Source organism: Candidatus Accumulibacter meliphilus, assembly GCF_036625345.1.
Lineage (GTDB): Bacteria > Pseudomonadota > Gammaproteobacteria > Burkholderiales > Rhodocyclaceae > Accumulibacter > Accumulibacter meliphilus.
Genome location: NZ_JAZKTZ010000006.1, coordinates 107,962 through 133,367 on the forward strand (window position 1 = coordinate 107,962; position 25,406 = coordinate 133,367).

A 25,406-nucleotide genomic window follows, 5' to 3' on the forward strand; every position below is an offset into this window, starting at 1 on the left:
TTTTTTCATGGCGCACCTCACTTGGCAAGGCCGGACGGCTTGCCGGACGAGGCAGCGGCCGGCGCTGCCGCACCCTCACCAACCGGGTTGATCAGGGCCTCGATGACGTCAGCTGACATCAGGTCCACCTTGCCGCTGCGCATGAAGTCCACCGTATCCTTGGCGAACTCGTAAGGCACGTCGGTATGGATGAAGTGCCCGACGTTCGGATAGACCTTGATGGTCGGCGGGTTGCCGGCGAAGGTCATGCGCTGCTTGAACGGAATGACGATCGTCTTGGCCATGTCGGTCAGCCCGTTCAGCGCAGTACCCGGGATGAACGGTTCCTTGGCCCCGAAGGTCAGGAAGATCGGAGCCTTGATCGTCGGCAGGCGCTTGTAGATCGAGTTCGGGTCTTCCTTAACGTTTTCCGAGCAGATCGAGTAGAGGTCGTAGGTAAACATGAACGCCCACTGCTCGAACTCGCGCTTGTTGCCGGTCATCATGGCGATGCGCTGGTTGGTATGCAGGCGCGCATACTCGGTGTCGTTGAAGAAGTAGCCGGCCGGACTTGCCGTCACGTTGCCGGCGGCGTCGCGTTTGCGGAAGTAGAAGAAGTCTTCCACCGCCTGCGGCGTCTTATTGATCTCACTGGACACCAGGCCCATCGGCTCGTAGGCCGCGTTCCAGGCCTTGAGATCGTAGGCGATAGACGGGTCGCAGATCGGATACGACTTGCCGTTCATTTCGATGGACTTCGGATACTCCTCAAGGCCGGCCGGACCTTCAAGGATCAGGCCCTGCACGGCATTGGGATAGAGCATGGCATAGCCGATCACCGTCTGGCCGCCCAGCGAATGGCCGTGGTAGAAGGCCTTATTGACCCCCAACTTGCCGACCACCAGCGCATGGAAAGCATCGCGCACATCGTTCAGGGTGCGAGTCATCGGTTTGTCGATGTTGCCCGGACCGGACATACCCCACTGCGGCATGTCTGGTGCGATCACGCGGTAACCGCGCTCAACTGCGTACTTGATCAGGTAGCCGTAGTGCGCACCGAAAGCGCCCTTGCCATGGACGACGACCAGGGTCGGCGGATTGCTCGCCTTGCCGCAGTATTCATCCATGTAGCCGATTTCCCATTCGACGCCGCGCTTGTCCTTGACCTTGGCGTACTTGACCGGGAACGGCGACACCATCTCGTCCTTCCAGAAGGACTTGTTGGGGTCGGGTTTCATGTTGATCTTCGGCGAACGGTAATTCTTCGCTTCGCAGACGATCGTCTTGTCGGAGATCACCCCGATATCGCGCATGAAGGTGTCGAATGTCGGGTTGGTCTTGAGCGAATTCGGCGCCTTGAACACGGCGTAGTGGGCGGTCTTGTCCGGGAAGCCGACATACTGCCCGCCGGGGATCAACTGCGCTGCTTCCTTGGCCTTGTCGGAAATCAACCACTGGTCGTTGTCGATGTGCACCACCAGCGTGCGCGCCTGCATGCCCGGCAGCAGTTTGTTGATGTTGTGGATCTCGCCGACCGTGTCGCGGTACCAGAGATCGACGCCGTCGAACTGACTGGCCAGGCGCTTCAGGTTGGCACCCGCATCCTTGCCCATGCGCGGGTCATCCTTCCAGGTGAAGACCTCCTTCGAAACGGCCTCCCAGCCCAGCGACTGGCGGTAGTTCAACTGGTAGCCGGTGAGTGACAGCATCGACCAGTGAAACTCGACGCCCTTGTTCGGGTGCTGGTCCTTGGGCAGCTTGTAATAGTCGCCCTTGGTCTCGACCCACACCGGGTCGGATTCGAGCGCTGCCTTGGCCAGCTGGAAGGTCCAGGCTGCGACCGGGCCTTCGCCGTCGGTCGCCGAGGCGCCGCCGATCGGCATCACCGCCTTGACGAATCCGGGATACATCAGACCCCAGTAGTAAGCCTGGGTGCCACCCATCGAAGCACCGGTAGCGAGCACAACCTGGCCAATGTTCAGCTTGTCGCGGAGCAGGCGATAGTTGAGCTGGACGACGTCGTAGTAGCTGTAGACCGGGAACTTCATGCCCAAGCCGTCGGATGGCTTGGAGGCGCCCCACAAGCCGAGCGCGTCGACGAATACGACGTAGAAACGATCGGTGTCGAAGAGCAGCCCGGGGCCGACCAGCGCGCCACCCGAGAAGGCATTGCCAGCCTGCCCTGCGTACCAGTTGGTGTACATCGCCGTTGCATCGCCGGAGTAATACGAGTTGATGACGATGGCGTTGATGATCTCGCCCTTGTTGTTCTTCTTGGGTGTGCCGACCGCGATGTATGCGGTCCTGGCCGGCCCGGCACCGAGCGACTCAAGGGTCGTGCCGCCTTCTGCACCGTTCTCGAAGGACGTGGCGTTGGCCAGGTCGTACTTGCCGCCGATCTTGAAGTTCTTGACCTCGTAGGTCAGCTTCATCTTGTCCAGCGCGTCGTTTACCGAACGCGGAGTCAAGGGTTGCTGGGCATACGCTGCACACGTCAGCGACAGTGTCAGCATCACCGACACCGCACCACGCACAAAGCTTCGCCAACCCGCCAGTTTGTTTCTCATGAGTCGATCCTCCGTTTTCCCTCGATAACTTGGCGGTAATTCATTAACTACCCCCCAGACGCGCTATCATCATAGCCAGTTTCCATGGGCAGTAAAGACCTTTTTCCACCGACTCATTCTGGTGCATCGCAACATGTCCACAGCTTATTTCGGCCATCACCAAGTCAATTTCGAACTGGCGGGCGACCTCGACAGGCCGGTCATCACCTTCCTCAACGGCCTGACCCAGAATGCCAACCTGTGGAAAAGCTACGCCGAGTATTTCGTTCCGCGCGGCTACCGCGTTCTGGCCTACGACATGATCGGCCAGGGGCGCTCCTCGAAGCCGGTCATCGACATCCCGCTGGCGGCGCACGCCGACATGCTCGCCGTCCTGCTCGATGAGTTGAAGATCGACAAGACCCATCTGGCCAGCATTTCCTTCGGCGGCATCATCGCCCTCGATTTCGCGATCCGCTACGGCCAGCGCCTGCACAGCCTCGTGGCGATGAGCACCTTCGCCGAACTGACGCCGCAACTTGAATTTCTCGGCACAGTGATGACGCAGGGCCTGACCGACGTCGGCCTGCCCTACATGCAGAGCATGCTCTACCCGATGAACATGAGCTCGGCATGGATCGCCGCCAACCGCGAGCGCATTCCGGCCATGAAACGCGCCGGCTACATCGGCAACGATGCTTACGCCATGCAGAACCTGATGGAATCCTTCACCGCCTTCAAACCCCTGACGCCTGACCTGCACAAGATCAAGGTACCGACGCTGATCATGAACGGCGAGTTCGATTTCTTCACACCACGCGAGTGCCACGAACTGATGCGCAGCAAGATCGCCAATTCGCGACTGCTTATAATCCAGCATGCCTACCATGCCTTCACGCTGGAAATGCCGACGGTGACCATGCGCCAGATCGAGGTCTTCCTCGAGCAGGTCGATACCGGCGCATGGAAAGGCGACCAGAGCGTGTGGATCGCCAATGAGGACCCAGCCGCGCCCGAACAGTGGCTGCCCATCGCCGGCGACTGGATGCGCGCCGTTCAGATCGCCGCGCCGGTGAAAGCACCAGAGCCGGTGCTAGCCAGGACCCCTGCAAATTCCGCAGCCAGGCGTCCCGCCAAAAGTCCTGCCGCAACGCCGGCACCGCTTCCCGTCGCTGCCGTCCGCAAGACCGTTACCCGGAAGACAAAACCATGATCGACCCTGTAGGTTTCGACCAAGCCCGCGACCGCATCGCCGCCACCGGCTTCACACCGGAAATCCAGTCCAAGATCGCGCTCGTGCTGAGCGCGGCCAAGAACGGCAACCTGATGTTCCAGGCCAGCCTGCAATGGATGCCGGGCCTCGGTCTGCTCCAGCAGTTCCTCATTTCGCAGTCGGCGCGCGAACTGGAAGCCGTGACCTTGCTGGCACGAACCACGCAGTGGGCAAGCAACCCGTTGCTGGCGCTCGAGGCGAACCGCATCGTCACACCACTGCTCACCGCCTGGGGCCAGATCATGATGCCGCCGGGGCCGATGTTCAATCCGCGGGCTGTTTACCGCGGCATCTCGCTCGGCCATGCACAACTGGCGCGCATCCGGCTGCTCCCGATCATTCCGGACAATGCCGACCCGCTCGATCCGTACGTCGTCGCCCTGAGCCGCATCGAACAGGAAAACGGCCGCATGCTGCAAACGCAGATCCGCCTGTTGAAAAACATCGAGGCAGACATGCCGCTGGCCGAACGCGAAACGCTCGTCGAGCAGGACCAGGAGTTGGTAGACGGCGTGTTCAGCGCCTTTCTCGCCTGGCTCTCTGCCACCTGACCAACCCTGCTCACCCGCCCGCCGGGCGTGCATTGATCTGCCTCTTGGCCTATAGCTGGCACTGGGTTACGCTTCGGCCATCGCCCTTTGCAGGAAAGAAAACGCCATGCACATCCGCTCGCCTTTACGCCCCACCGGTGCCGCCAGACTTGCCTGTCTGGGCGTCGCGGCAATCCTGCTGGCTGCCTGTGGCGAGGAAGCGGAAGTTGCTGCGCCGCCGGCAGCAGCCGTTGCCGCCGCGCCCGCTGCTCCCGGCGCCACCGACGCGGAGAAGGTGCTCAACGTCTACAACTGGTCGGACTACATCGCCCCGGAGACGGTCAAGAACTTCGAAGCCAGGTACGGGATCAAGATCAATTACGACGTCTTCGATGCCAACGAGGTGGTCGAGACCAAGCTTCTCGCGGGCAATACCGGTTACGACCTGGTGATGCCTTCGGCACAGTTCATGGAACGTCAGATCAAGGCCGGCGTGTTCCAGAAACTGGACAAGGCCCTGCTGACGAATCTCGGCAACATGGATCCGTCGATCATGCAGCGCGTCGCCTTGCACGACCCGAACAATGCGCACGCCATTCCCTACATGTGGGGAACCGATGGCATCGGCTACAACGTCGACCAGATCAAGCAGATCATGCCCGATGCGCCACTGGACTCCTGGGCGCTGGTGCTTGATCCGAAATACGCCGCCAAATTCAAGGATTGCGGCATCTCGATCCTCGATGCCGCGTCCGATATCCGCAGCATTGTCCTGATCTACCTCGGCAAGGATCCCAACAGCCAGGACCCCGCGGATCTGCAGCTGGTCGAAGAGCAGTTGATGAAAATCCGGCCCTATGTGCGCAAAATCAATTCATCGCAATACATCGAAGATCTGGCCAACGGCGACCTGTGCATTGCGGTCGGCTACAGTGGCGACGTGCTGCAAGCGCGCGATCGCGCCAGGGAGGCCGGCAAAGGGGTGAAGGTAGCCTATGCCTTGCCCAAGGAGGGCAGCATCATTTGGTTCGACATGATGGTGATTCCCGCCGACGCCAAACATCCCCGCAATGCGCATCTGTTCATCGACTACCTGATGCAGCCGCAAGTGGCAGCGAGCAACTCCAATGCGGTGCACTATCCAAACGGCAATCTTGCTTCCGAACAGTTCATCGCTCCTGAAGTAAAGAACGATCCCAGCGTCTTCCCCAGCGCCGAGGCGAAAGCCAAGCTGTCCCCTGAACTGGCAGTGGGTGACGACTACAACCGTCTGTTGACCCGCAGCTGGACGCGCTTCCAGACAAGCCAGTGATGGCGGGCAATGACGGCCGCCGAGCACGCGCCGCCCCGATCACTCGCCGCCTGCGGGCTCGCCTCGTGCCTGGTCGTGTTGCCTGGATATTTCAAGCTGGAATCTGAATGGCTTCGTCGGCACCGGCCCCCAGCCACCCAGCTCGCCCGTGGAACGATCCCGCAGTCGAGCCTTACATCCGCATCGAGCGGGTAAGCAAAAGCTTCTCCGGCTTTGTCGCCGTCGATGATGTCTCGCTGAATATCTATCGCAGCGAACTGTTCTGCCTGCTCGGCGGATCGGGTTGCGGCAAGACGACGCTGCTGCGCATGCTGGCCGGATTCGAGGAACCCAGCAGCGGCAAGATCTACATCGACGGTCTGGACATGAGCGGTATCCCGCCCTACGAACGTCCGGTCAACATGATGTTCCAGTCCTATGCCCTCTTCCCGCACATGAGCGTCGACCAGAACGTCGGCTTTGGTCTGCGGATGGAGCACCGTCCGCGCTCCGAGATTGCCGAGCGCGTGGCGCAGATGCTGAAACTGGTGCGTCTTTCCGAGTTTGGCAAACGTAAGCCGGACCAGTTGTCGGGCGGCCAGCGGCAGCGAGTCGCGTTGGCCCGGGCACTGATCAAGCAACCCAAACTGCTGTTGCTCGACGAACCGCTGGGCGCACTCGACAAGAAGCTGCGCGAGCATACCCAGTTCGAACTGGTTAACTTGCAGGAAGAACTGGGGGTGACCTTCGTGGTCGTCACCCACGACCAGGAAGAGGCGATGACTCTCTCCTCACGCATCGGGGTCATGGACCACGGCCGGATCGTCCAGGTGGGAACACCCCAGGAGATTTACGAGTCGCCGGGTAACCGCTTCGTTGCCGAATTCGTCGGCTCGGTAAATCTCTTCGCAGGCCAAGTGACGGCCAGCGAGTCCAGCGCCCTCCGCATCCGCTGTGCAGAGCTCGAACGACCGGTCGAAGTGTTCAGCGCCCGCTTTTCAGCGCCACAAACCAGGCTCTGGGTGGCGATTCGGCCAGAAAAAATCCAGCTCTCCGTGCAGCCGCCGCAAGGCGCAGCCAACTGGACGCGCGGCGTGGTGAAGGAGATCGCCTATCTGGGGGATCTGTCGGTCATGCTGATTCGGCTGGAGTGCGGCAAGATCGTCCGGGTCACCCGCCCCAACGTCTGGCGTCACGACGAAGAGAGCATCACCTGGGAACAAGCGGTCTATTTGCATTGGCACGCCAGCAGTCCGGTGATCGTCAGCGAATGAAACCAAAAATGCAGCCAGGCCTGGCCGCTGCGCTTTTGGCCGAACGATTCGCAGGCGGCAGCCGCCGCCTGTTCGATGCCATCGGCAAACTGCCGCCCTGCCGCTGCACACAAATTCTCCTGATACGCTGGAGAATCAGCGCCCGCACTGCAGTGATTGCCGTGCCCTACCTGTGGCTCTTGCTGTTCTTTGTCGTACCCTTCGTGATCGTGCTGAAGATTTCCTTTTCGGAAACGCAGATCGCGATGCCGCCGTACCAGCCCTTGCTCGAATGGGCTGGCGAGCAGCTGGCCGATATCCGCTTGAACGTCAATCCCGGCAATTTCCTGTACCTCTTTGAAGACAGCCTGTATCTGCGCGCTTTCGTCAATTCGCTGCAGGTAGCCGCTGTGTCGACCGTGGCGGCGCTATTGATCGGCTATCCTTTGGCCTACGCCATCGCCCGCAGCGCTCCTCGCTGGCGCGGCATTCTTCTGATGCTGGTGATTCTGCCCTTCTGGACATCCTTCCTGCTGCGCGTCTACGCCTGGATCGGCCTCCTGAAAAACAACGGCCTGCTCAACAACTTCCTGATCTGGCTGGGCGTCATTGATCAACCGATTGTCATGCTGCACACCGATTTTGCGACCTACCTGGGCATTGTCTACTGCTACCTGCCGTTCATGGTCATGCCGCTATACGCCAACCTGGAAAAAATGGACCTGACCCTGCTCGAAGCCGCAGAAGACCTCGGTTGCCGCCCGCTACGTGCCTTTGCCAGCATCACCCTGCCCTTGTCCCTACCGGGCATCGTTGCCGGCTGCATGCTGGTCTTCATCCCCGCCGTCGGCGAGTACGTCATTCCCGCCTTGCTCGGACCATCGGACTCGCTGATGATCGGCAAGGTGCTATGGACGGAGTTCTTCAACAATCGCGACTGGCCGGTAGCCAGCGCGGTCGCCATCGTCCTGCTCCTCCTCCTGGTCGCACCGATCATGTATTTCCAGCGCCTGCAGGGACGCGCAAGCGCCGCACGCTCATGAGACCGAAAGCCTCCCTGGTCAGGCTTTCCTTCCTGGTGCTTGGTTTTGCCTTCCTGTATATCCCGATCCTGTCGCTGGTTTTCTATTCCTTCAACAAGTCGCGCCTGGTCACCGTCTGGGGGGGATTTTCCACCGAATGGTACGGCCGCCTGTTCGAGAACACGCAACTTCTCGATGCCGCATGGCTGTCGCTGCGCGTCGCGGCGGTGACTGCCACCGGCGCCACCATCCTCGGCACCCTGGCCGGCCTGGCGCTGGCCCGCTTTGGCCGCTTCCGCGGACGCACGCTGTTCACCGGCATGATCACCGCCCCACTGGTCATGCCCGAAGTGATCACCGGCTTGTCGCTACTACTGCTCTTCGTCGCCAGCGAACACGCTTTTGGCTGGCCCGAAGGCCGCGGTGTCAGCACCATCACCATCGCCCACATGACGCTGACCCTGTCCTATGTGGCAGTGATCGTGCAATCGCGCCTGTCGTCGCTCGATGTTTCGCTGGAAGAAGCCGCCATGGATCTGGGTGCGCGACCGGCCAAGGTGTTTCTGTTGATCACCCTGCCGATCATCTCGCCAGCCCTGATCTCGGGCTGGCTGCTGGCATTCACCATTTCGCTCGACGACCTGGTGATCGCCAGTTTCGTCTCCGGTCCCGGCTCGAGCACCCTGCCAATGGTGATCTTCTCGAAAGTGCGCCTGGGCGTCAGTCCGGACATCAACGCCCTGGCGACGATCATGGTTTCGCTGGTCACACTGGGCGTGCTCATCGCCGGATTCGTGACCCTGCGCAGGGACCGCGCCCGTCAGCGGAACATGCAGATGGCGCTTGGCTCGGCTTTTCACCAGGGCCGTTCGTCGTGAGCGGGTGTCGTCCGGTTGGGAAAACGTATGTGGGAGTGCTCGGATGTTCCACCTTGCGTGGATTCCTCGCTCTTTGAATTAATGTGAAAGAAGCCAGTTGGAAGACGCACGAAACCCTGACCGCCTGGGGTCATGCAAATGGGTTGCTGTGAATCAAGCGGCTGCGGGGATGAAGCCGAAGCGAGTCAGAGCCTTGATCCAGCGAGAAGCGTTGCGCTGTACGGAAAGCTGCTCATAGTTGGTGGCGGAATCCCGGTAGTGTTCGCCACGCTTGAGCATGAAGAAGATGGTGCGCAACATTTTGTGAGCCAGCGCGACGATGGCCCGTTTGTGACCACGGCGAACGATCAGCGACTGGAACTTTGACTGGAACGCTGATTTGGTCCGGCTGGCGGCGTGAGCGAACTCACAGAGAAGTCGGCGAACGTAGAGATTACCCTTGCGCACGCGCCCCGACTTTCGTTTTCCGGCCGACTCGTTGTTGCCCGGACAAACGCCAACCCAGGAAGCGAGCCGGTCCGGGGAACCAAAGGCACTCATGTCGCTGCCGATCTCGACCAGCAGCATGGCCGCGCCGATGAGGTCGACGCCCGGCAGCGTTTGCAGCAGCGCCAGCGCATTCATCTCACTGGCCAACTCGCCGAGCAGGCGGGCGTCGAAGCGGGCGATGCGCGCTTCGAGCTCTTCGATATGCCGCAACAGTTCGTCTAGAACGAACACATGGCTCGCGGTCAATTCGCCCTGCAGGGCATCGTGCAACTCCTCACGACTGGCTTTGAGGCGTCGGCTGGCGAGGTTGAGTACCTCTTGGGGCGGCTGGCCGGCAAGGAGGCCTTTGATCATCGCCCGTGCCGACTGCCCGTGGATGTCACTGACGACGACACCCAGGCGAATGCCGGCGTCGGTCAGCACTTTGTGCATGCGGTTCTTCTCGGACGAGAGCAGGCCAACGAGCTTTTGCCGCTGCCGAGCGATCAGACGCAGTTCGCGCAGTTTGGCCGGTGGCACGAAAGACCCGCGCAGCAAACCGGCTCTCGCCAGGGTGGCCAGCCACTGGGCATCACCAACATCGGTCTTGCGCCCGGGCACCTGCTTGACGTGGCGGGCATTGACCACCGTCGCCCGGATACCCACCGCCTCCAGCGCTGCGTACGGACTCTTCCAGTAGATGCCTGTGCTTTCCATAACGACTTCCTCAGGCTCAAGCGCCGCCGCCCAGGCCGCCAGCGCCCGTCGATCGCGTTTGAAGGCACCAAATTGCCGTTGTTCGATGCGTGTCTCGCCGCTCGATTCCTCGATGATCGCGCACGCCGTGATCTGGGCTTGATGAATGTCGAGTCCAATGACCCGCTTGTGGATCGGAACCAGTTCCATACCGTCTCCTTTCGCAATAAACTTGAAGACGGGAAGCGGTGGGTGCCAGAACCGAAGTTGCCTGAAGGCGACAGGTCGCCAACGGCCCTTTTAATGTGTGCGCTCGATGGCAGCAATCCGGGGTACGAGTCGGTTCAGCGGGTCACGTTAAAGTTCGGGGTCGAGCCGCCAAAGCTTTGCGCGACCTCTACCCATCGCTTCCCAACTCGAATTTTCTTTCATGATCCGGGGCGGCCGCAACTGCAATGACCGTTAATGTGAAAGTCGCGTATGCGACTCACGAATTTCCCTTCTCCCCCTGCGGGAGAAGGGCCGGGGGAAGAGGGGGACGGTCATGACTTTCATCATCCCGGGTATCTCGACTGTCATGACCGTTAATGTGAAAGAAGCCAGTTGGAAGACGCACGAAACCCTGACCGCCTGGGGTCATGCAAATGGGTTGCTGTGAATCAAGCGGCTGCGGGGATGAAGCCGAAGCGAGTCAGAGCCTTGATCCAGCGAGAAGCGTTGCGCTGTACGGAAAGCTGCTCATAGTTGGTGGCGGAATCCCGGTAGTGTTCGCCACGCTTGAGCATGAAGAAGATGGTGCGCAACATTTTGTGAGCCAGCGCGACGATGGCCCGTTTGTGACCACGGCGAACGATCAGCGACTGGAACTTTGACTGGAACGCTGATTTGGTCCGGCTGGCGGCGTGAGCGAACTCACAGAGAAGTCGGCGAACGTAGAGATTACCCTTGCGCACGCGCCCCGACTTTCGTTTTCCGGCCGACTCGTTGTTGCCCGGACAAACGCCAACCCAGGAAGCGAGCCGGTCCGGGGAACCAAAGGCACTCATGTCGCTGCCGATCTCGACCAGCAGCATGGCCGCGCCGATGAGGTCGACGCCCGGCAGCGTTTGCAGCAGCGCCAGCGCATTCATCTCACTGGCCAACTCGCCGAGCAGGCGGGCGTCGAAGCGGGCGATGCGCGCTTCGAGCTCTTCGATATGCCGCAACAGTTCGTCTAGAACGAACACATGGCTCGCGGTCAATTCGCCCTGCAGGGCATCGTGCAACTCCTCACGACTGGCTTTGAGGCGTCGGCTGGCGAGGTTGAGTACCTCTTGGGGCGGCTGGCCGGCAAGGAGGCCTTTGATCATCGCCCGTGCCGACTGCCCGTGGATGTCACTGACGACGACACCCAGGCGAATGCCGGCGTCGGTCAGCACTTTGTGCATGCGGTTCTTCTCGGACGAGAGCAGGCCAACGAGCTTTTGCCGCTGCCGAGCGATCAGACGCAGTTCGCGCAGTTTGGCCGGTGGCACGAAAGACCCGCGCAGCAAACCGGCTCTCGCCAGGGTGGCCAGCCACTGGGCATCACCAACATCGGTCTTGCGCCCGGGCACCTGCTTGACGTGGCGGGCATTGACCACCGTCGCCCGGATACCCACCGCCTCCAGCGCTGCGTACGGACTCTTCCAGTAGATGCCTGTGCTTTCCATAACGACTTCCTCAGGCTCAAGCGCCGCCGCCCAGGCCGCCAGCGCCCGTCGATCGCGTTTGAAGGCACCAAATTGCCGTTGTTCGATGCGTGTCTCGCCGCTCGATTCCTCGATGATCGCGCACGCCGTGATCTGGGCTTGATGAATGTCGAGTCCAATGACCCGCTTGTGGATCGGAACCAGTTCCATACCGTCTCCTTTCGCAATAAACTTGAAGACGGGAAGCGGTGGGTGCCAGAACCGAAGTTGCCTGAAGGCGACAGGTCGCCAACGGCCCTTTTAATGTGTGCGCTCGATGGCAGCAATCCGGGGTACGAGTCGGTTCAGCGGGTCACGTTAAAGTTCGGGGTCGAGCCGCCAAAGCTTTGCGCGACCTCTACCCATCGCTTCCCAACTCGAATTTTCTTTCATGATCCGGGGCGGCCGCAACTGCAATGACCGTTAATGTGAAAGTCGCGTATGCGACTCACGAATTTCCCTTCTCCCCCTGCGGGAGAAGGGCCGGGGGAAGAGGGGGACGGTCATGACTTTCATCATCCCGGGTATCTCGACTGTCATGACCGTTAGCCCCGTTTCCTGCTCGCTTACGACGATTTTGGACTGGCGACGAATCTCCGTACGCGGCCCGGACCTCACCTCCTCACTGCACGAAGGTGAAACATCCCGGGCTCCTGTCGCTCCAGAAGAGCCATTGACTCGAAAGCGTGAAAATGCTCCACTCGGTCCATTCTGCATTCGAGGTTTTTGGCATGAGAGCATTAGCACGGACAAAGAACAGCGATACTTCGGCCGACGTGTTGCCGATCTTCCGGCCCGACTTGACACCGTCGACCCGTGTTGCGAAGGAAGCGTATGCCGCGGTTAGAGCAGTCCTGGAGAATCTTCCGCAATCGGACAATATTCCTGGCGCAGTCGAACAGATGCTCCGCGCAAACGGGCTGATGAGAAATCTGCCATGGCCTGCACCTTACGATGAAACCCGGCATGAGTTGCACTTGGGTGACGCCCGCTCGCTTTCATGGATCCCAGACGGGAGCGTCCATCTCGTAGTCACTTCTCCTCCCTATTGGACACTCAAGGAGTATGAGCATAGCGATCAGCAACTTGGCGATGTGGACGATTACGAGGCCTTCCTGAGCGAGCTCGACAAAGTTTGGTCGGAGTGCGTCCGGATTCTCGCGCCGGGCGGACGGATTTGCTGTGTCGTCGGTGACGTTTGCGTGCCTCGCAAACGAATGGGAAGGCATTTCGTGATGCCACTTCATGCAGACATTCAGGTTCGTTCGCGGCGAGTGGGGCTGGACTGCCTGACACCGATTCTCTGGCAAAAAATCGCCAACGGGGCCACGGAAGCGCTGGGCAATGGTGCTGGCTTCTACGGCAAGCCCTACCAACCCGGTGCGATTATCAAGAATGACGTGGAGTACGTGCTCTTCATGCGCAAGGGAGGCAACTATCGATCCCCTGACAGCCTCCAGCGCGTTCTCTCAATGTTGACCAAGGAGGAAATGCAGGCCTGGATGCGGTCCATCTGGAGCGACATCAAGGGTGAGTCGACCCGTCGCGGTCACCCCGCGCCGTTTCCGGTTACGCTTGCCGAACGCCTGATACGGATGTTTTCCTTTGCGGGTGACATCGTTCTCGACCCATTTTCCGGCACGGGCACCACCGCCGTAGCAGCGCTCCGATCGGGCCGCAATAGCATCAGCAACGAGTCCGAGCCTGCTTATCATGCCATGGCTGAAGCACGGGTCCGGGAAGCCGCCTGGCTACCCATGGCATCCGGAGCCACCATGGCGACTGTCACAATCCGATGAGCAAGCAACAAAGCTCCTTCTCGCTGCTCAACAGCTTTCGTGCCACATTCGATGGTCAGAAGTATCGGCACCGCAACTCGGTCCTCGGCGACATCATCGCCAGCCATTTGTACGAGGATCTCGTCACGCTCGGGAAATCCACACTTCTGGTGGATCGCGTCACTCGCAAGGAGCGAGTCGTCAACGCTGCAAACAAGACGATCGGCAAGAAATCACGACGAGGCGATGGCACCTTCGGAGAACTTGTACCCACCACAATTGCGATCACTGAAGATGGTTTTCGCGTCGCCAGGGGTGAAATAGCGAATATCGAAATCGGAGTCGAAACCAAGATCCTCGCGAAAGCCATGATCAAGCAGATTGACCGCGTCATCGGTGACCTCATTCGTCAGGTGGAGGAGTTCAAACGTACTGGCGGCCACCCCATCTGTGTCGGTATCGTGGGCTTCAATCAGGCGCCCTGCTATACCTCCTTCGAAGGTGACCGCGAGCATCCCACCGACGGGACGAAGCACAAGCATCCCAGCCAGGAAGCGGCTCCCGCCGAAGCCAGAGTTCTCGCTCAAGCCGCACCGCATTTCTTCGAATTACAGGTCTTGCGATTTCGCGCAACCAACACCCCTCCATTTCCCTTCGAGTGGGTTGATCTGGCACAAACGGAGAGGGAATATTCGTCCCTCCTCGTGCGCCTGTCACGAGAATACGATAAGCGGTTCAGCAACTAAGGTGATTTCTACGGATCTTCATACCGTGCAAGCCGGTCGGATCAGGATGTCCCACTTGGGTAGAAGTGGGTTTCGTGCCAGCCTGGACTCGACAGCTTGCATGGCATCCTTGGCCACGGTGATTCCTTTTTCATAGACCGTGCGGCTCAGTTCGACGACGGGATGAATGCCTTTCCACGTCATGCTCTTTGCCCACTCCAACATCGTTTGGGTGTCGGTGAGCTTGGCGCCGTTCCAGTGCTTTTCCAGGATTCCCCAGCAACGCTCCACCGGATTGTATTTGCTGTGGTACGGCGGATAGTACAAGAGGCGGATGGACTTCCCGGTGTGATCGGCAAACTCGACGATTCGCTTGAGAAATTGCGTACGCCGGCCATTGCTCTCCGGCCCGTTATCCGCCTTGATTTGGATGTGTGTGACGCGAGCACACTCCTCGGACGCTTGACTCTCCCACCACGCGTAGAGGCTGTCGATGATGAAATCGCTGGTCTTCGCCGAGCTTCCGAAGGACAAATGGAGCCGCCCACTGTCTTCGTCGACGACACCAAACGGTGTGTGTTTCTCTTCGCATCCCATGTCGTGATCCGCCGCTTGGTTGTCGCCCCGCGTCTTGCCACCTCGCGAGTAGTCGCCAATATTCACCGTCGCCTTGCAGTCCATGCTTACGCGCATGACGGCCTCGCCTTGGCAATCTCGGTCATGCTCCCGGATATTGGCGAAGATGGCGTCGGTTTCGGGGACTTTTTTTGGGGTTTGGCCTTGAGCACCGGACGCAGCCGGTACCCGTTTCGGTTCAGTACTTTCGACATGCCGCTTCGTGACGGCAGCACGTCGTCGGCAAAACCCCGCGCTCGCAACTGCTTGATGGCTTCCTCGGCCGTCAAGCGGGTAAATGACAAAGTCGTGCGAAAAGTCGGATCTTGTTGGGCATGGCTTTCCGCCAGTTCCCAGAGAGCTTGCGCCACCTCCGGGTGTTTCTCCTCCCACGATTTCGCGCCGCAGCGGAACGCGTGCAGCCCCAGACAAACAATCCCCGTACGTTTCTCATGAAGGCCAAGCTGCACCGTCTGCCGACTCCATCCGAAAACGTCCTCTGCACGCCGAGGATTGCCCCCGCAGTATTTCAGCGTCATCTCCGCCTGAAACACCCTACGGTCCGCTCCCGTCATCTTGCTCGAAGCAAGCCGGATATCTTCAATGTGGACGGCTTCAAGAGAAACCTTGCTTTCAGCTACCGTGGCGGCCTTCATCAGCAATACCTCCAACCTCATAATCTACTGAAAGTATCGCATACAACGGTATGAAGATCCGTAGAAATCACCTAAGGCGATTTCTGTCAAATAACATACCATCTTGCTTGTCTTTCCGCCCGTCTTCTGTGTTATGACAACAGTTACATAGCGCGGCCGTTGGCCGCAACCAAAAAGGGGTGTCGCCCCCGCTACCGCCGGATTTAATTTGCGAGGACAATATCCTCAACCCCACGTAGGAGGTAGACCACCGCACGGCAAGGGAGGCGACATGGACATTTTCCTCAAGAAGCACGAAGAGTCAATCCTGGGTGTGATCGAAGGATTCGACCGGATAATCTTCAAGGGCTACCTGACCTCGATGTTTCCGGATGGTGCGTTTGGCCGCTACCTGTCCAAGCGAGGCGTGCTGCTCAAGGATGCCGGGAAGTTCTTCGAAAGCGAAACCAAAACGCTCGTCGAACACGCCAAGACGACTGCCGAAGAGGCGGGGCGTCCCTACCTCTTTCTCGCCTCCGCGCACACGCACGCAAGCGGTCGATCGAAGGAAGCGATGGCCCGGGCCATCGCCGAGCAGGACGGCATCAGCGAAGGCCTGGTCTGCATCTTCTCGGTCCTCGAACCGTGCCTCTCGTTCGCCGTGGCCGGCAATCGCAAGACACAACGTCTGGAAGTCGTCCGGCGCAATCGCCGCTGCCTGCACCTGTACTGGTATCTGATCGACCCGGTTTTTGGCTGGATGCACGTGCGTATCCAGACCTGGGCACCGTACGCCACTCAGATTTACGTCAATGGCCGGGAGTGGCTGTGTCGGCAACTGCCGCAAGTGGGTGTCGCCTTCGAGCGGAGTGACAACAAGATTCTCTGGGTGTCGGATTTCGAAGCCACCGCGGCACTTGCCGAGCAGTTCAACCACACCGACTGGCCTGCGTTCCTGATTCGCCAGGTGGCCAGCGTCAATCCGCTCTTGCCGGCCATCGCCGCGGCGAAGTTCGACGGCTACTGGTTTGGCATGGACCAGGCAGAAGTGGCCACCGATCTCCTGTTCAAGTCCAGAGCTGATCTCGAACGTATCCACCAGGACCTCGTCCATGCCGCCATCACCGGCTTCGGCGCCACTGACGTCATGCGCTTTCTTGGCCAAAAACCTCATCACCTCTTCACGGGCGAGGTCGTGATCGACAGCAAGAAGCGGCCCGAAGGTTGCCGGATCAAGTTCCGTATCCGACGCAACTCCGTCAAACTCTACGATCATCTCAACGTCTTGAGAATCGAGACCACCCTCAACAATCCGGCAGAGTTCAAAATCCTCACCTCGTCCGAAAATGCCGAGGGTCAGGTCGTCTGCCGGTGGTCGCCGATGCGCAAAGGGGTCTCGAATTTCTGGCGCTATGCCGAAGTCGCTCACGGTGCCAACTCGCGCCTGATCGACGCCTTGGCCAATGCTCCTCTTAAAGGTCAGGCGATCGAGGCCATCGATCGCCTGTGCCGGTCACAGAGCAAGGCCGGTCGGCATGTCGCCGCTTTCAACCCGGTCACCGCGGAGAACGTCGCTCTGTTCACCTCGCTCCTGGCCGGCGAGTTCGCCATCAATGGCTTCCGCAACCGCGATCTCCAGGGCAAGCTTTACTCGGCCCCTGCCAATAACCCCGCCGAAATCAAGCGGCGTACGCATCGAACCAGCCGCCTGATCGCCAAACTACGCGGCCATGGCTTGATCGCCAAAGTCACCAACTCTCGTCTCTACCGGGTCACGCAAAACGGCGTGAAAGCGATGTGGGCCGCCGTCCGCTGCCGCCGTATCGACTTTCCAGCCGCTTTCAACATGTCAGAATCATTCGCGCAATAGAGACAAGTCCTGCGGGGGAATTTCATAGTTCGACTATGCGCCTGTTGTCGCGCCTTGAAGCCGACCGAAAATCCGGCGCAATCTGGTACGTTCTTTTCCGGCAATCGCCTAAGTCCACGTAGCGCCGAAATCAATTTGATCAGCTGTATTCCCGCACTCGTCACCGCCGGCGTGATGGCTGCCGGCTTGGTGACGCTTACGCAGAGATTTCGGCGCCAAAACGCTCAGAGCGCCTGATACCTGGACGGATCGGACATTTTTTCGAGTACCGCGTCCAATTCCTTGATAGTCATTGTTTCATCATAGGTACCGGCGCTTACCTGAATGCCACTGGTGAACGAAATATCCGCGGCCAGAGCATAGGAAATTTTTCGGGAGAGCGCGCCTGCCCCGGGCTTCGACCACGCATACTCGACCCAGCCGCCATGGGGTTCGTTGCCGGCCTTGCAGAGATCCTTGAAGATGTACTTGCCGGCGTTATCAGTAATCTGCATGATCGGCTTGCCCACCAGATCGGGCCGCATCGGGTGCGCAATCATCCTGTCCTGCCGACAGTCGTAGACGAAGACATAACTATCCTTCCATACCCAGCTGCCGTCCCTGTTGTTGAACTCCGCGTAGCCGGAAGTTCCTTTGCTGTGCAGAAAGCTCGCCGCTGCCCGCACTTTGCTGATTGCTTCTTCGGCCGTGGCGGTGCCGCTTTCCGCAGCCATCACTACGCGACCAATGCCACAGGCAACCAGGACCGCCATCCATCCAATTGTCTTTCCAGCTTTCATAGCCTCTTGCTCCCTCATCTGTGTTGCTCATGATTGCGGCTGTGGGCTGAGCGAATCCTTGTGCCAGACCGACGCCGCACAGGTTTCAGTTGATCCAGGGCTTGCCCACCGGAAGGATATCCCGGCCAAAGACGTCCGCATAGATGATGTGCGCCATGATGTACCATGCCATCGCTGCCGTCGCCATCAGCTCATAGCCGGCAATAACGGTCAGGGCCGGATAGCCGAAGTGCGCGAGATCAAGCAGAATGAAGCCGATCAAGAGGAGCGTGAAGGTCAGTGCCAGGGCGCCGTGTATGCGCATCGATGCGACCCACAGGATCGCGGTGAACGCCGTCCAGGCGACGAGGAACCAGCCAATGTCGGTCTTGCTCGAAGTGTAGATGTCGTAGTGGTTGCCGATCAGAAGCAAGGTCAGGGAAAGCCAGAAACAACCGTAGGCCGTGAACGCGCAATAGCCGAAATTATTCCCGGTTTTCATCTCCTGCAGGCCGGCGATCATTTGCGCCAGGCCGCCGAAAATGAGTCCTAACCAGATCACCGGACCCAGGCCCATCCAGCCAACGTTGTGAAACTGCAAGATCATTGTTGTCAAACCAAAACCCGCCAGACCGACAACCGCGGGATTTCCCAGCTTCTGCTCCGCCATACCTTACTCCCCGGAAAAGACATAAAACAGCGGTCGGGGTAGCCACCCCACCGCTCGCTATAACAAGTTTTATCGTGCCATGCGTGTTGGAAATTGCCTGTCAAGCCACGGCACTTAGCGGGATTATAACCGCTCGCATGACCCCACAAAAGCCATGGAATGCACTTCTCATTACGCCTTATGCATTGCAAATGCAGACCACTCCAGGAATCAGAGATTCGCCGTCGCGATACGCTGTTGCGAACAGCATCTCCCGAATGGCGTATTGCCAAACGGATAGTTTTCGGAAGAAAATCAAAGGAAAGGAGAAGGATGAGCAGCAGCCCGAACGCTTGTAAAAGTGAACGAATCGCTCACCCGACAAAGGACGCGGCCACCCACCCGCGCCAGCGCTACAATTTCAACCGTATCGGCGCCAGATCGTCAGCGGCCGGCAGAACCCGCCCAATGCCCACCGCTTTCTGGTAGCCCAGCGAGCGCAATGCCGCAATACAGGCACTGGCCCGCTCTGCCGGCACACTGGCCAACAGCCCACCCGCAGTTTGTGGATCGAAGAGCAGGGCATAGTTCGGATGACTGCGCGCCGGCTCCTGATCACGCAGAGCGCGGCGCAGGCGCAGGTTCGCCGGTTGCAGCGAACTGAGGATGCCCGCGGCGCTGGTTTCTGCGGCACCATCGAGAACCGGCAAGGCGGCCAGATCGATCTCGGCATCGACGCCGGAGGCGCGCGTCATCTCGACCAGGTGACCAAGCAGACCAAAACCGGTGAGGTCGGTGCACGCCGTCGCAGCATGCTCACGCAGGCAGGTGGCAGCAAGCTGGTTGGATTGATCCATGGAGAGCAGGGCTGCGTCGATCCAGCGACCTTTCGCCTGCAGACGCGCATGCGCGGCGAACAGGGTACCGGTACCGATCGGCTTGCTCAGAACCAGCAGGTCACCAGGGCGCATGCCGCCTTTGCACATCACGCCCGCCAGACCTTCGTCGATCAGCCCGTTGATGGCGAAGCCGAGCGCCAGTTCGCGGCCCTCGCCGCTGTGGCCGCCGACCAGGGCGCAACCGGCTTCATTGAGCACCTCGATCGCGCCGGACATCATCTGGAACAGCGTCTCCTCGAGCTTGCTCTCGAGGCCTGGCGGCACGGTGGCGATTGCCGTCGCCGACTGCGCTTCGGCGCCCATGGCGAAGATGTCACCGAGCGCGTGGTTGGCGGCAATACGGCCGAATTGCCAGGGATCGTCGATGAAAGCGCGGAAAAAATCGACCGTATGGACCATCGCCTTGCCCGGCGGCACACGCACGACAGCCGCGTCGTCGGGAGCATGCAAGCCGATCAGCACGTCGTCGCGCTCGAGCGGGTGCACCGCCGCCAAGGCTCGCGACAGCACCGTGGCGCCGACTTTGGCCCCGCAACCGCCGCAGCGCATGGCAATCGCCGAGATGGCTTGCGTCGATTCGGCCGCGTCGAGCGGGACGGCGCCATGGCCTCCTTGCGGCTTCGCCATCGCCACGGCTGGCGCTGGCAGATCGTTGAACCGGGTCATGAAGCGCCGATCGATCCAGTCCTTCCAGCGCCATACCCAGGCGCCCGCCGTATGCAGCGCGCCGCGCGAAGCGACGGCGTAGCGGTCGCCGGTACTGATCAAGGCCAGCCAGCGCGCTTGCGGGTGGTAGGCGCGCAGCGGCTGCTCGAGCATCGAGCGGCGCAGGTTGTCGGCCAGTGGCCGACCCTGGCGAACGGCAAAAACACCGGCCTTCTCCAGTGGCTGGTCGACCATCGCCGCACAATCGCCGGCCGCGAATATGAGCGGGTCGCTCACGCTCTGCAGACTGTCGCGCACCTGGATGAAACCGCTGCCGTCGAGCGCCAGGCCGGTATCGCGTAACCACGGCGCACCACCGGCCTGCGTCACCCAGACGATCTCGTCAGTCGCCAGCGTCTCGCCGTGGGCGGTGCGCAACAGCCCGCTGCCTACGGCGCGAACTTCGGCGTCGCAGTGAACCACGACCGCGCGCTCGACGAGCACCTGCTCGAAAGCACGCCGCACCCGCGCATTGTGCGTTGGCAGAATCTCGCGCGCGGCGGAAAAGAGGTGGAAGCGCAGTTCGTCGGGGTCGCGCCCGAGCAGGCGGAGTTCCTTGCGCAGGCGATACTGCATGGCCAGCGTCAGTTCGACGCCACCGGCGCCGGCGCCAACAACAGCGATGGTCGTCGCCCCGGCATGCTGGCGAACGCGCTCCAGCAAAGCCAGCCAGCGCTCGTTGAAACGGCGAATGGGCTTGACCGGAATGGCGTGCTCGGCGGCGCCCTCGACCTGGTTAACCGCCGGCATCGAGCCGATATTGATCGACAGCCGGTCGTAGGCCAGCGGCGGGCGATGCGCGCAGAGCAGCTTGCGCTGCTCGCGATCGAGGCCGACCACCTGCGCACGGAAGTAGCGCGCGCCGGAAAACTCGGCCAGGCGGCGCAAATCGATGTGCACTTCGTCGTAACTGTAGTGCCCGGCGATGTAGCCCGGCAGCATTCCCGAATAGGGGGTATGCGTATCGCTGCAGATCACCGTCAGACGCACGCCGGGCAGCGGTCGCATGGCAAAACGCCTGAGCACCACGACGTGGCTGTGTCCACCGCCGACAAGGACGATATCTCTGAGGACCGTTTGTTCGCCAGCATGCATCCCGTGGACTCCGTTCTAGCTTGCGGCAAGCGGATCGCTGCGCGCGGTGGCGAGCAGGTCGGCGACCAGTTGCCGCAGGGCGGCGCGTTCGGCAGCCGGCGCGAAGAGCGCGGCGCGCGGCCGGCACTGCGCAGCGAGACGCGCCAGCAGACCGTCCCTCTGCCCCTGGCTGGCTCGGCACTGGACGAGCAGCGCGGCCAGGCCTTGGGCGTCGCCGCAGTGGTAATAGCCCGCGTAATCGCGGCCCAGCATGCCGATGTTGCCAGCGATCGCCGAGGCGATCACCGGCGTGCCACTGCACACCGCTTCCATCACCACGTGCGCCCCGCCTTCCATGCGGCTGGCGTGAATCAGCAGGTCGGCGCGCTGGATGCGTCGTCGAGTGGCAGCGTGTGGCAGACCGCCCAGCCAGCGATAGCTGGCCGTCGCCGCCATTGTCGCCGTCGCCGCTTCGCCGAGCAGCGGATCGAGCGCGCTACCGATGTGATCGATGCGAATGTCGCCGCGGTCGGCAAGCAGCCGGGCGGCGGCAAAGAGCGTTGCGGGATCTTTCTCTTCGCGCAGGTGGCCGACCATCAGCGCATGCAGGCACCTTTGGCTCTTCGGCAAAGTCTTCCGACTGCTCGTTGATTGAAAGATCACCCGCGTCTTGCCGCGCAATGCTGCCGGCAGAGCCAGCAGAGCGCGTTCCTGCAATACCACCAGCGCATCGGCGAGTTGCAGCGAACGCTGCGCGCTGGCGTCAGTTTCGATGTCGCGGTAAAGGTCGGTGCCGGTGAGAACCACGGCCAGTCCGCGCACGCGACGTGCTTCGCGCCAAGCGGCAATCGACGACGACGAGCGGCGGGCGTGCAAGGCCAGCATGAGCCGATCCTGGTCGACGAACTCGTCCGGCCATTCCTTGATGATCCGCGTCGGCAAGGACAGAAATCGCTGCCAGCGGCGCGCGGTCTGCCAGTTGCCGTTGTTGGCATCGGCAAGCGCCGGGCTCACAATCACCACCTGGGGAAGTGGCAACAACTTGTCTTCTTTCATAGGGGCGAAGCAGGATGACGAAACCAGCCAGGCAGTGGGCGGCGGCGGACGCTGCCAGGGAAGGCGGCAGGCAGGTGCTGATCGATGCTTTGCAGGCAGCCCGTCAGCGCACCCTGGCCCTGCTCACCGCCTATGAACAGGCACTGGGCCCGGCGTTGCACATACCATTTTCGCCGCAACTGAATCCGCCGCTGTGGGAAGTCGGCCATATCGGCTGGTTTCAGGACTACTGGATCGCGCGCAATACGCAGCGCGCGCTCGGCGATGGTGCCGATCCGGATGCGTTCCGCCCAGCCGGACGCCTGCCGGGAGCCGACGCGCTCTACAACTCCAGCACTATTGAGCATTCGACACGCTGGCAGCTGCCGCTGCCCGATCTGACAGCGACCCGTGCCTATCTCGAAGCGAGTCTCGCAGAGACCCTGGCGCGGCTGGCGCAGACTGGCGCGACGCCGGCCGATCTCTATTTCTTCCGCCTGGTCCTGTTTCACGAACAAATGCACGCCGAGGCGGCGACCTACATGGCGCAGGCACTCGACATCGCCCTGCCAAGCGCACTGCGCAGCCTGCGCCTGCCTGAATTGCCGGCGAACAAGCTCGGCGCAACAGGGCGCCAAACAAAAGTGGCCCGTCTGAATCTGCCCGGTGGCGAGTGGCTGTTGGGCTACGAGGAACCAGGATTCGCCTTCGACAACGAGCTGAGCGCGCACCCCATCGCACTGCCTGCGTTCGAGATCGACTCCACGCCAGTGAGCTGGGAACGCTATCTGCCCTTCGTCACCGCCAACGGCTACCAGCAGGCACGCTACTGGTCGTCCGCCGGCTGGCGCTGGCGCGAGGCCGCGGGCATTGATGCGCCGCGTTATCTGCGCCAGAGCGGCGGACGATGGCAACAGCGCCGTTTCGGTCAGTGGCAGCCACTGCCGATCGCTGCCGCAGCCGTCCATCTGAGCTGGTTCGAGGCCGACGCCTGGTGTCGCTGGGCCGGGCGGCGGCTGCCGACGGAAGGCGAGTGGGAGTGGGCAGCACTCGCAGCACTCACACCTCTCGCCGCGCCCCCTACCCTCGCTACGCCGAACGACGGCGGCTACGAATGCTACAAATGGGGCCAGCTCTGGGAATGGACAGCGAGCCGTTTCCTGCCCTACCCCGCCTTTCGCGCCCACCCCTACCGCGACTACTCGGCGCCGTGGTTCGACAGCCGCTTCGTGCTGCGCGGTGCCAGCCAGGCGACGGCGCTGGAAATGCGTCACCCGCGCTACCGCAACTACTTCACACCGGAACGCAATGATATTTTCAGTGGCTTCCGTAGCTGCACCATCGCCGGCTGAGAAAGGCGGGGAAAGATGGAGACGATCGTGACTTTGCTGATCCGGGTTATTTCGACACCTCATAACCCTTAGGCCTGCGCCAGAAAGACGGCAAACCAGCCACGCTCGTCGGTCCAGCAGCGAATTCCCGAAAAGCCCGCATCGCCCAGAAAAGCCGTGAAATCCTCGGCACGCCACTTGTACGAATTCTCGGTATGAATGCGTTCGCCGGCAACAAACGCCCGTTCGCCCCCGGGCCAGCGCACCTTGACGGATCGCCGCGCTTCGAGGTGCATCTCGATACGTGACTGCGGAGCGTCGAAAAAAGCCACATGCCGCCAATCGGCGAGCGCAAAATCACTGCCGATCACGTGGTTGAGGTTTCGTAGCAGGTTGCGGTTGAAGGCGGCGGTGACTCCCAGCGGATCGTCGTAAGCGGCTTCGAGAACTGCCACCGGCTTGAGCAGATCGACGCCGATCAACAGTCCGCCACCCTGCGCCGCCTGGCGTAACTGGCGCAGAAAATCGAGCGCCTGCGCCGGCGCAAAATTGCCGATACTCGAACCGGGATAGAACAGCAGACGCTTTCCGTCGCCGGCCTCCGCAGGCAAGAGCAGCCGCCGCGAGAAATCGGTGCCGACGCCGAGCATTGGCAACTCCGGGTGTTGCAGCTGCAAGCGGGCCAGCGAATCGCCCAGAAAGTCCACAGAGATGTCGACGGCGACATAACTGCGTACCTTGAATGGCACCAGAAGGCGCGCCGCTTTTTCGCAGTTGCCCGCCCCGATGTCGACCAGCGTCAAGCCACTCGGGAGCTGTGCGGCGATTTCATCCACATGGCGCGTAAAGATCGCTGCCTCGGTACGCGTCGGGTAGTACTCGGGCAAGCGGGTGATCGCAGCAAAGAGACTTGAACCCAGCGCATCGTAGAAATACTTCGGCGCGACAACGGCGGGGCACGCCGCCAGTTCACGCAACAGCTCGACACGAACCGCTGCCGGATCTTGCCGATCGATCTCGAGCAGCTGCGGCGAACGCACTCTCAGCGAGCTCGCAACGAGGAGAACGAATAGAACGAATAGCGACAGCGATCGCCCGTCGCAAGACCATACTGAAATGAATGCAAAAGCCGGATCACGGTTCCTGGCTGGCGCTATCGCCACTCCCTATGATGACAAGCAGTCGGAATATCTCCAGGAACTGTCACCCTGAAGAGCCACATGATACGGCCTGCTGGCGAGAATGCCCACGCTGCGGAGGGCGCCAGCACCGATTCGTGCGCCGCGTAGATGACTTTCATAGTCAAAGTGCGACACCGTGACGCATGTCACACGGAATTTCAAAAAGCTGTGTAAATCTTCGCGCACGGCTGACGGCTGCAATCGACAATGAACAGCGTCAATCGCCTTCTTGATGACCATCTTCCGAGGCTTGATATGAGCACAGTTCGCTTTCCAGCACCGCGCAAGCTGAAGGCCTTGCGCACCCTCGACAACCTGATGTGTGGTACGCCGAGAAAACCCGGTCGCCAGCGCCCGTTCGCCGACGTCCCGCGACTCCGGCTTCTGTTTGCCGGCCTCCACCAGGGCACTCCAGGCAAGCCCCTCTGCCAGCGGCAGCCAGCGCCTACGGACGATCCACTCGTCGACGCCAAGAAACAAGGCTCCGATGGCTCATGGTGGCATAC

The 25,406-nt window shown here is 60.9% G+C and carries 19 protein-coding genes and 1 pseudogene; 10 read left to right on the forward strand and 10 right to left on the reverse strand.

Going from position 1 to position 25,406, the window contains the following annotated elements:
* Window positions 1-17 precede the first annotated feature (17 nt).
* Entirely contained in the window at window positions 18-2,546 is a 2,529-nt protein-coding gene (locus V5B40_RS13530) for an alpha/beta hydrolase (protein ID WP_332354994.1), read from the reverse strand.
* Window positions 2,547-2,679: 133 nt separating this feature from the next.
* On the opposite strand from V5B40_RS13530, the gene V5B40_RS13535 reads away from it, so the two are divergent.
* The 6 genes from V5B40_RS13535 (at window position 2,680) to V5B40_RS13560 (ending at window position 8,772) form a co-directional block, all read left to right on the forward strand.
* Window positions 2,680-3,738, forward strand: a complete 1,059-nt coding sequence (locus tag V5B40_RS13535; RefSeq protein WP_332354995.1) for an alpha/beta fold hydrolase — start codon at window positions 2,680-2,682, stop codon at window positions 3,736-3,738.
* Window positions 3,735-4,349: a hypothetical protein gene (locus tag V5B40_RS13540; RefSeq protein ID WP_332354996.1), complete on the forward strand. Its 615-nt coding sequence runs from the start codon at window positions 3,735-3,737 to the stop codon at window positions 4,347-4,349. The genes V5B40_RS13535 and V5B40_RS13540 overlap by 4 nt, the downstream gene beginning before the upstream one ends.
* 106 nt (window positions 4,350-4,455) lie before the next feature.
* Window positions 4,456-5,640: a polyamine ABC transporter substrate-binding protein gene (locus V5B40_RS13545; protein ID WP_332354997.1), complete on the forward strand. Its 1,185-nt coding sequence runs from the start codon at window positions 4,456-4,458 to the stop codon at window positions 5,638-5,640.
* Between the two features lie 107 nt (window positions 5,641-5,747).
* Window positions 5,748-6,893 (forward strand): ABC transporter ATP-binding protein, encoded by a 1,146-nt coding sequence (locus tag V5B40_RS13550; protein WP_332354998.1) that lies wholly within the window; start codon window positions 5,748-5,750, stop codon window positions 6,891-6,893.
* Window positions 6,894-6,901: 8 nt separating this feature from the next.
* Window positions 6,902-7,915, forward strand: a complete 1,014-nt coding sequence (locus V5B40_RS13555; RefSeq protein WP_332354999.1) for an ABC transporter permease subunit — start codon at window positions 6,902-6,904, stop codon at window positions 7,913-7,915.
* Window positions 7,912-8,772 (forward strand): ABC transporter permease subunit, encoded by an 861-nt coding sequence (locus V5B40_RS13560; protein ID WP_332355000.1) that lies wholly within the window; start codon window positions 7,912-7,914, stop codon window positions 8,770-8,772. The genes V5B40_RS13555 and V5B40_RS13560 overlap by 4 nt, the downstream gene beginning before the upstream one ends.
* 153 nt (window positions 8,773-8,925) lie before the next feature.
* Here the strand turns inward: V5B40_RS13560 and V5B40_RS13565 are convergent, their stop codons facing one another.
* Window positions 8,926-10,146, reverse strand: coding sequence for an IS110 family transposase (locus V5B40_RS13565; protein ID WP_332355001.1), 1,221 nt, complete (start codon window positions 10,144-10,146; stop codon window positions 8,926-8,928).
* A gap of 449 nt (window positions 10,147-10,595) precedes the next feature.
* Window positions 10,596-11,816 carry an IS110 family transposase gene (locus V5B40_RS13570; protein WP_332355001.1) on the reverse strand — a complete coding sequence of 407 codons (1,221 nt, stop codon included), beginning with the start codon at window positions 11,814-11,816 and terminating at the stop codon, window positions 10,596-10,598.
* Window positions 11,817-12,337: 521 nt separating this feature from the next.
* On the opposite strand from V5B40_RS13570, the gene V5B40_RS13575 reads away from it, so the two are divergent.
* Window positions 12,338-13,444, forward strand: coding sequence for a DNA-methyltransferase (locus V5B40_RS13575; protein WP_332355002.1), 1,107 nt, complete (start codon window positions 12,338-12,340; stop codon window positions 13,442-13,444).
* A complete protein-coding gene (locus V5B40_RS13580; protein WP_332355003.1) occupies window positions 13,441-14,169 on the forward strand; it encodes a hypothetical protein in 729 nt (242 codons plus the stop codon). The genes V5B40_RS13575 and V5B40_RS13580 overlap by 4 nt, the downstream gene beginning before the upstream one ends.
* Before the next feature lie 18 nt (window positions 14,170-14,187).
* Here the strand turns inward: V5B40_RS13580 and V5B40_RS25295 are convergent.
* Window positions 14,188-15,440: pseudogene (locus V5B40_RS25295) on the reverse strand (ISAzo13 family transposase).
* Between the two features lie 250 nt (window positions 15,441-15,690).
* Here V5B40_RS25295 and V5B40_RS13595 point away from each other — a divergent pair.
* Complete coding sequence (locus tag V5B40_RS13595; RefSeq protein WP_332355005.1) at window positions 15,691-17,268, forward strand: hypothetical protein; 1,578 nt, start codon at window positions 15,691-15,693, stop codon at window positions 17,266-17,268.
* Window positions 17,269-17,492: 224 nt separating this feature from the next.
* Here the strand turns inward: V5B40_RS13595 and V5B40_RS13600 are convergent, their stop codons facing one another.
* From V5B40_RS13600 to senB, 4 genes are all read right to left on the reverse strand, one after another.
* Window positions 17,493-18,047, reverse strand: a complete 555-nt coding sequence (locus V5B40_RS13600; protein WP_332355006.1) for a cache domain-containing protein — start codon at window positions 18,045-18,047, stop codon at window positions 17,493-17,495.
* An 85-nt stretch (window positions 18,048-18,132) separates the two neighbouring features.
* Window positions 18,133-18,696, reverse strand: coding sequence for an acetate uptake transporter (locus V5B40_RS13605; protein WP_332355007.1), 564 nt, complete (start codon window positions 18,694-18,696; stop codon window positions 18,133-18,135).
* A 392-nt stretch (window positions 18,697-19,088) separates the two neighbouring features.
* Window positions 19,089-21,374: a selenide, water dikinase SelD gene (selD, locus tag V5B40_RS13610; protein WP_332355008.1), complete on the reverse strand. Its 2,286-nt coding sequence runs from the start codon at window positions 21,372-21,374 to the stop codon at window positions 19,089-19,091.
* 15 nt (window positions 21,375-21,389) lie between these two features.
* On the reverse strand, window positions 21,390-22,391 hold the full coding sequence (gene senB / locus V5B40_RS13615) for a selenoneine biosynthesis selenosugar synthase SenB (RefSeq protein ID WP_332355009.1): 1,002 nt from the start codon (window positions 22,389-22,391) through the stop codon (window positions 21,390-21,392).
* A gap of 32 nt (window positions 22,392-22,423) precedes the next feature.
* Between senB and senA the strand changes: the two genes are divergently transcribed.
* Window positions 22,424-23,740 carry a selenoneine synthase SenA gene (senA, locus tag V5B40_RS13620; RefSeq protein WP_332355010.1) on the forward strand — a complete coding sequence of 439 codons (1,317 nt, stop codon included), beginning with the start codon at window positions 22,424-22,426 and terminating at the stop codon, window positions 23,738-23,740.
* Between the two features lie 68 nt (window positions 23,741-23,808).
* Here the strand turns inward: senA and egtD are convergent, their stop codons facing one another.
* Together egtD and V5B40_RS13630 are read right to left on the reverse strand one after the other, a co-directional pair.
* Entirely contained in the window at window positions 23,809-24,759 is a 951-nt protein-coding gene (egtD, locus tag V5B40_RS13625; protein ID WP_332355011.1) for an L-histidine N(alpha)-methyltransferase, read from the reverse strand.
* Between the two features lie 126 nt (window positions 24,760-24,885).
* Window positions 24,886-25,380 (reverse strand): hypothetical protein, encoded by a 495-nt coding sequence (locus V5B40_RS13630; RefSeq protein ID WP_332355012.1) that lies wholly within the window; start codon window positions 25,378-25,380, stop codon window positions 24,886-24,888.
* Window positions 25,381-25,406 lie beyond the last annotated feature (26 nt).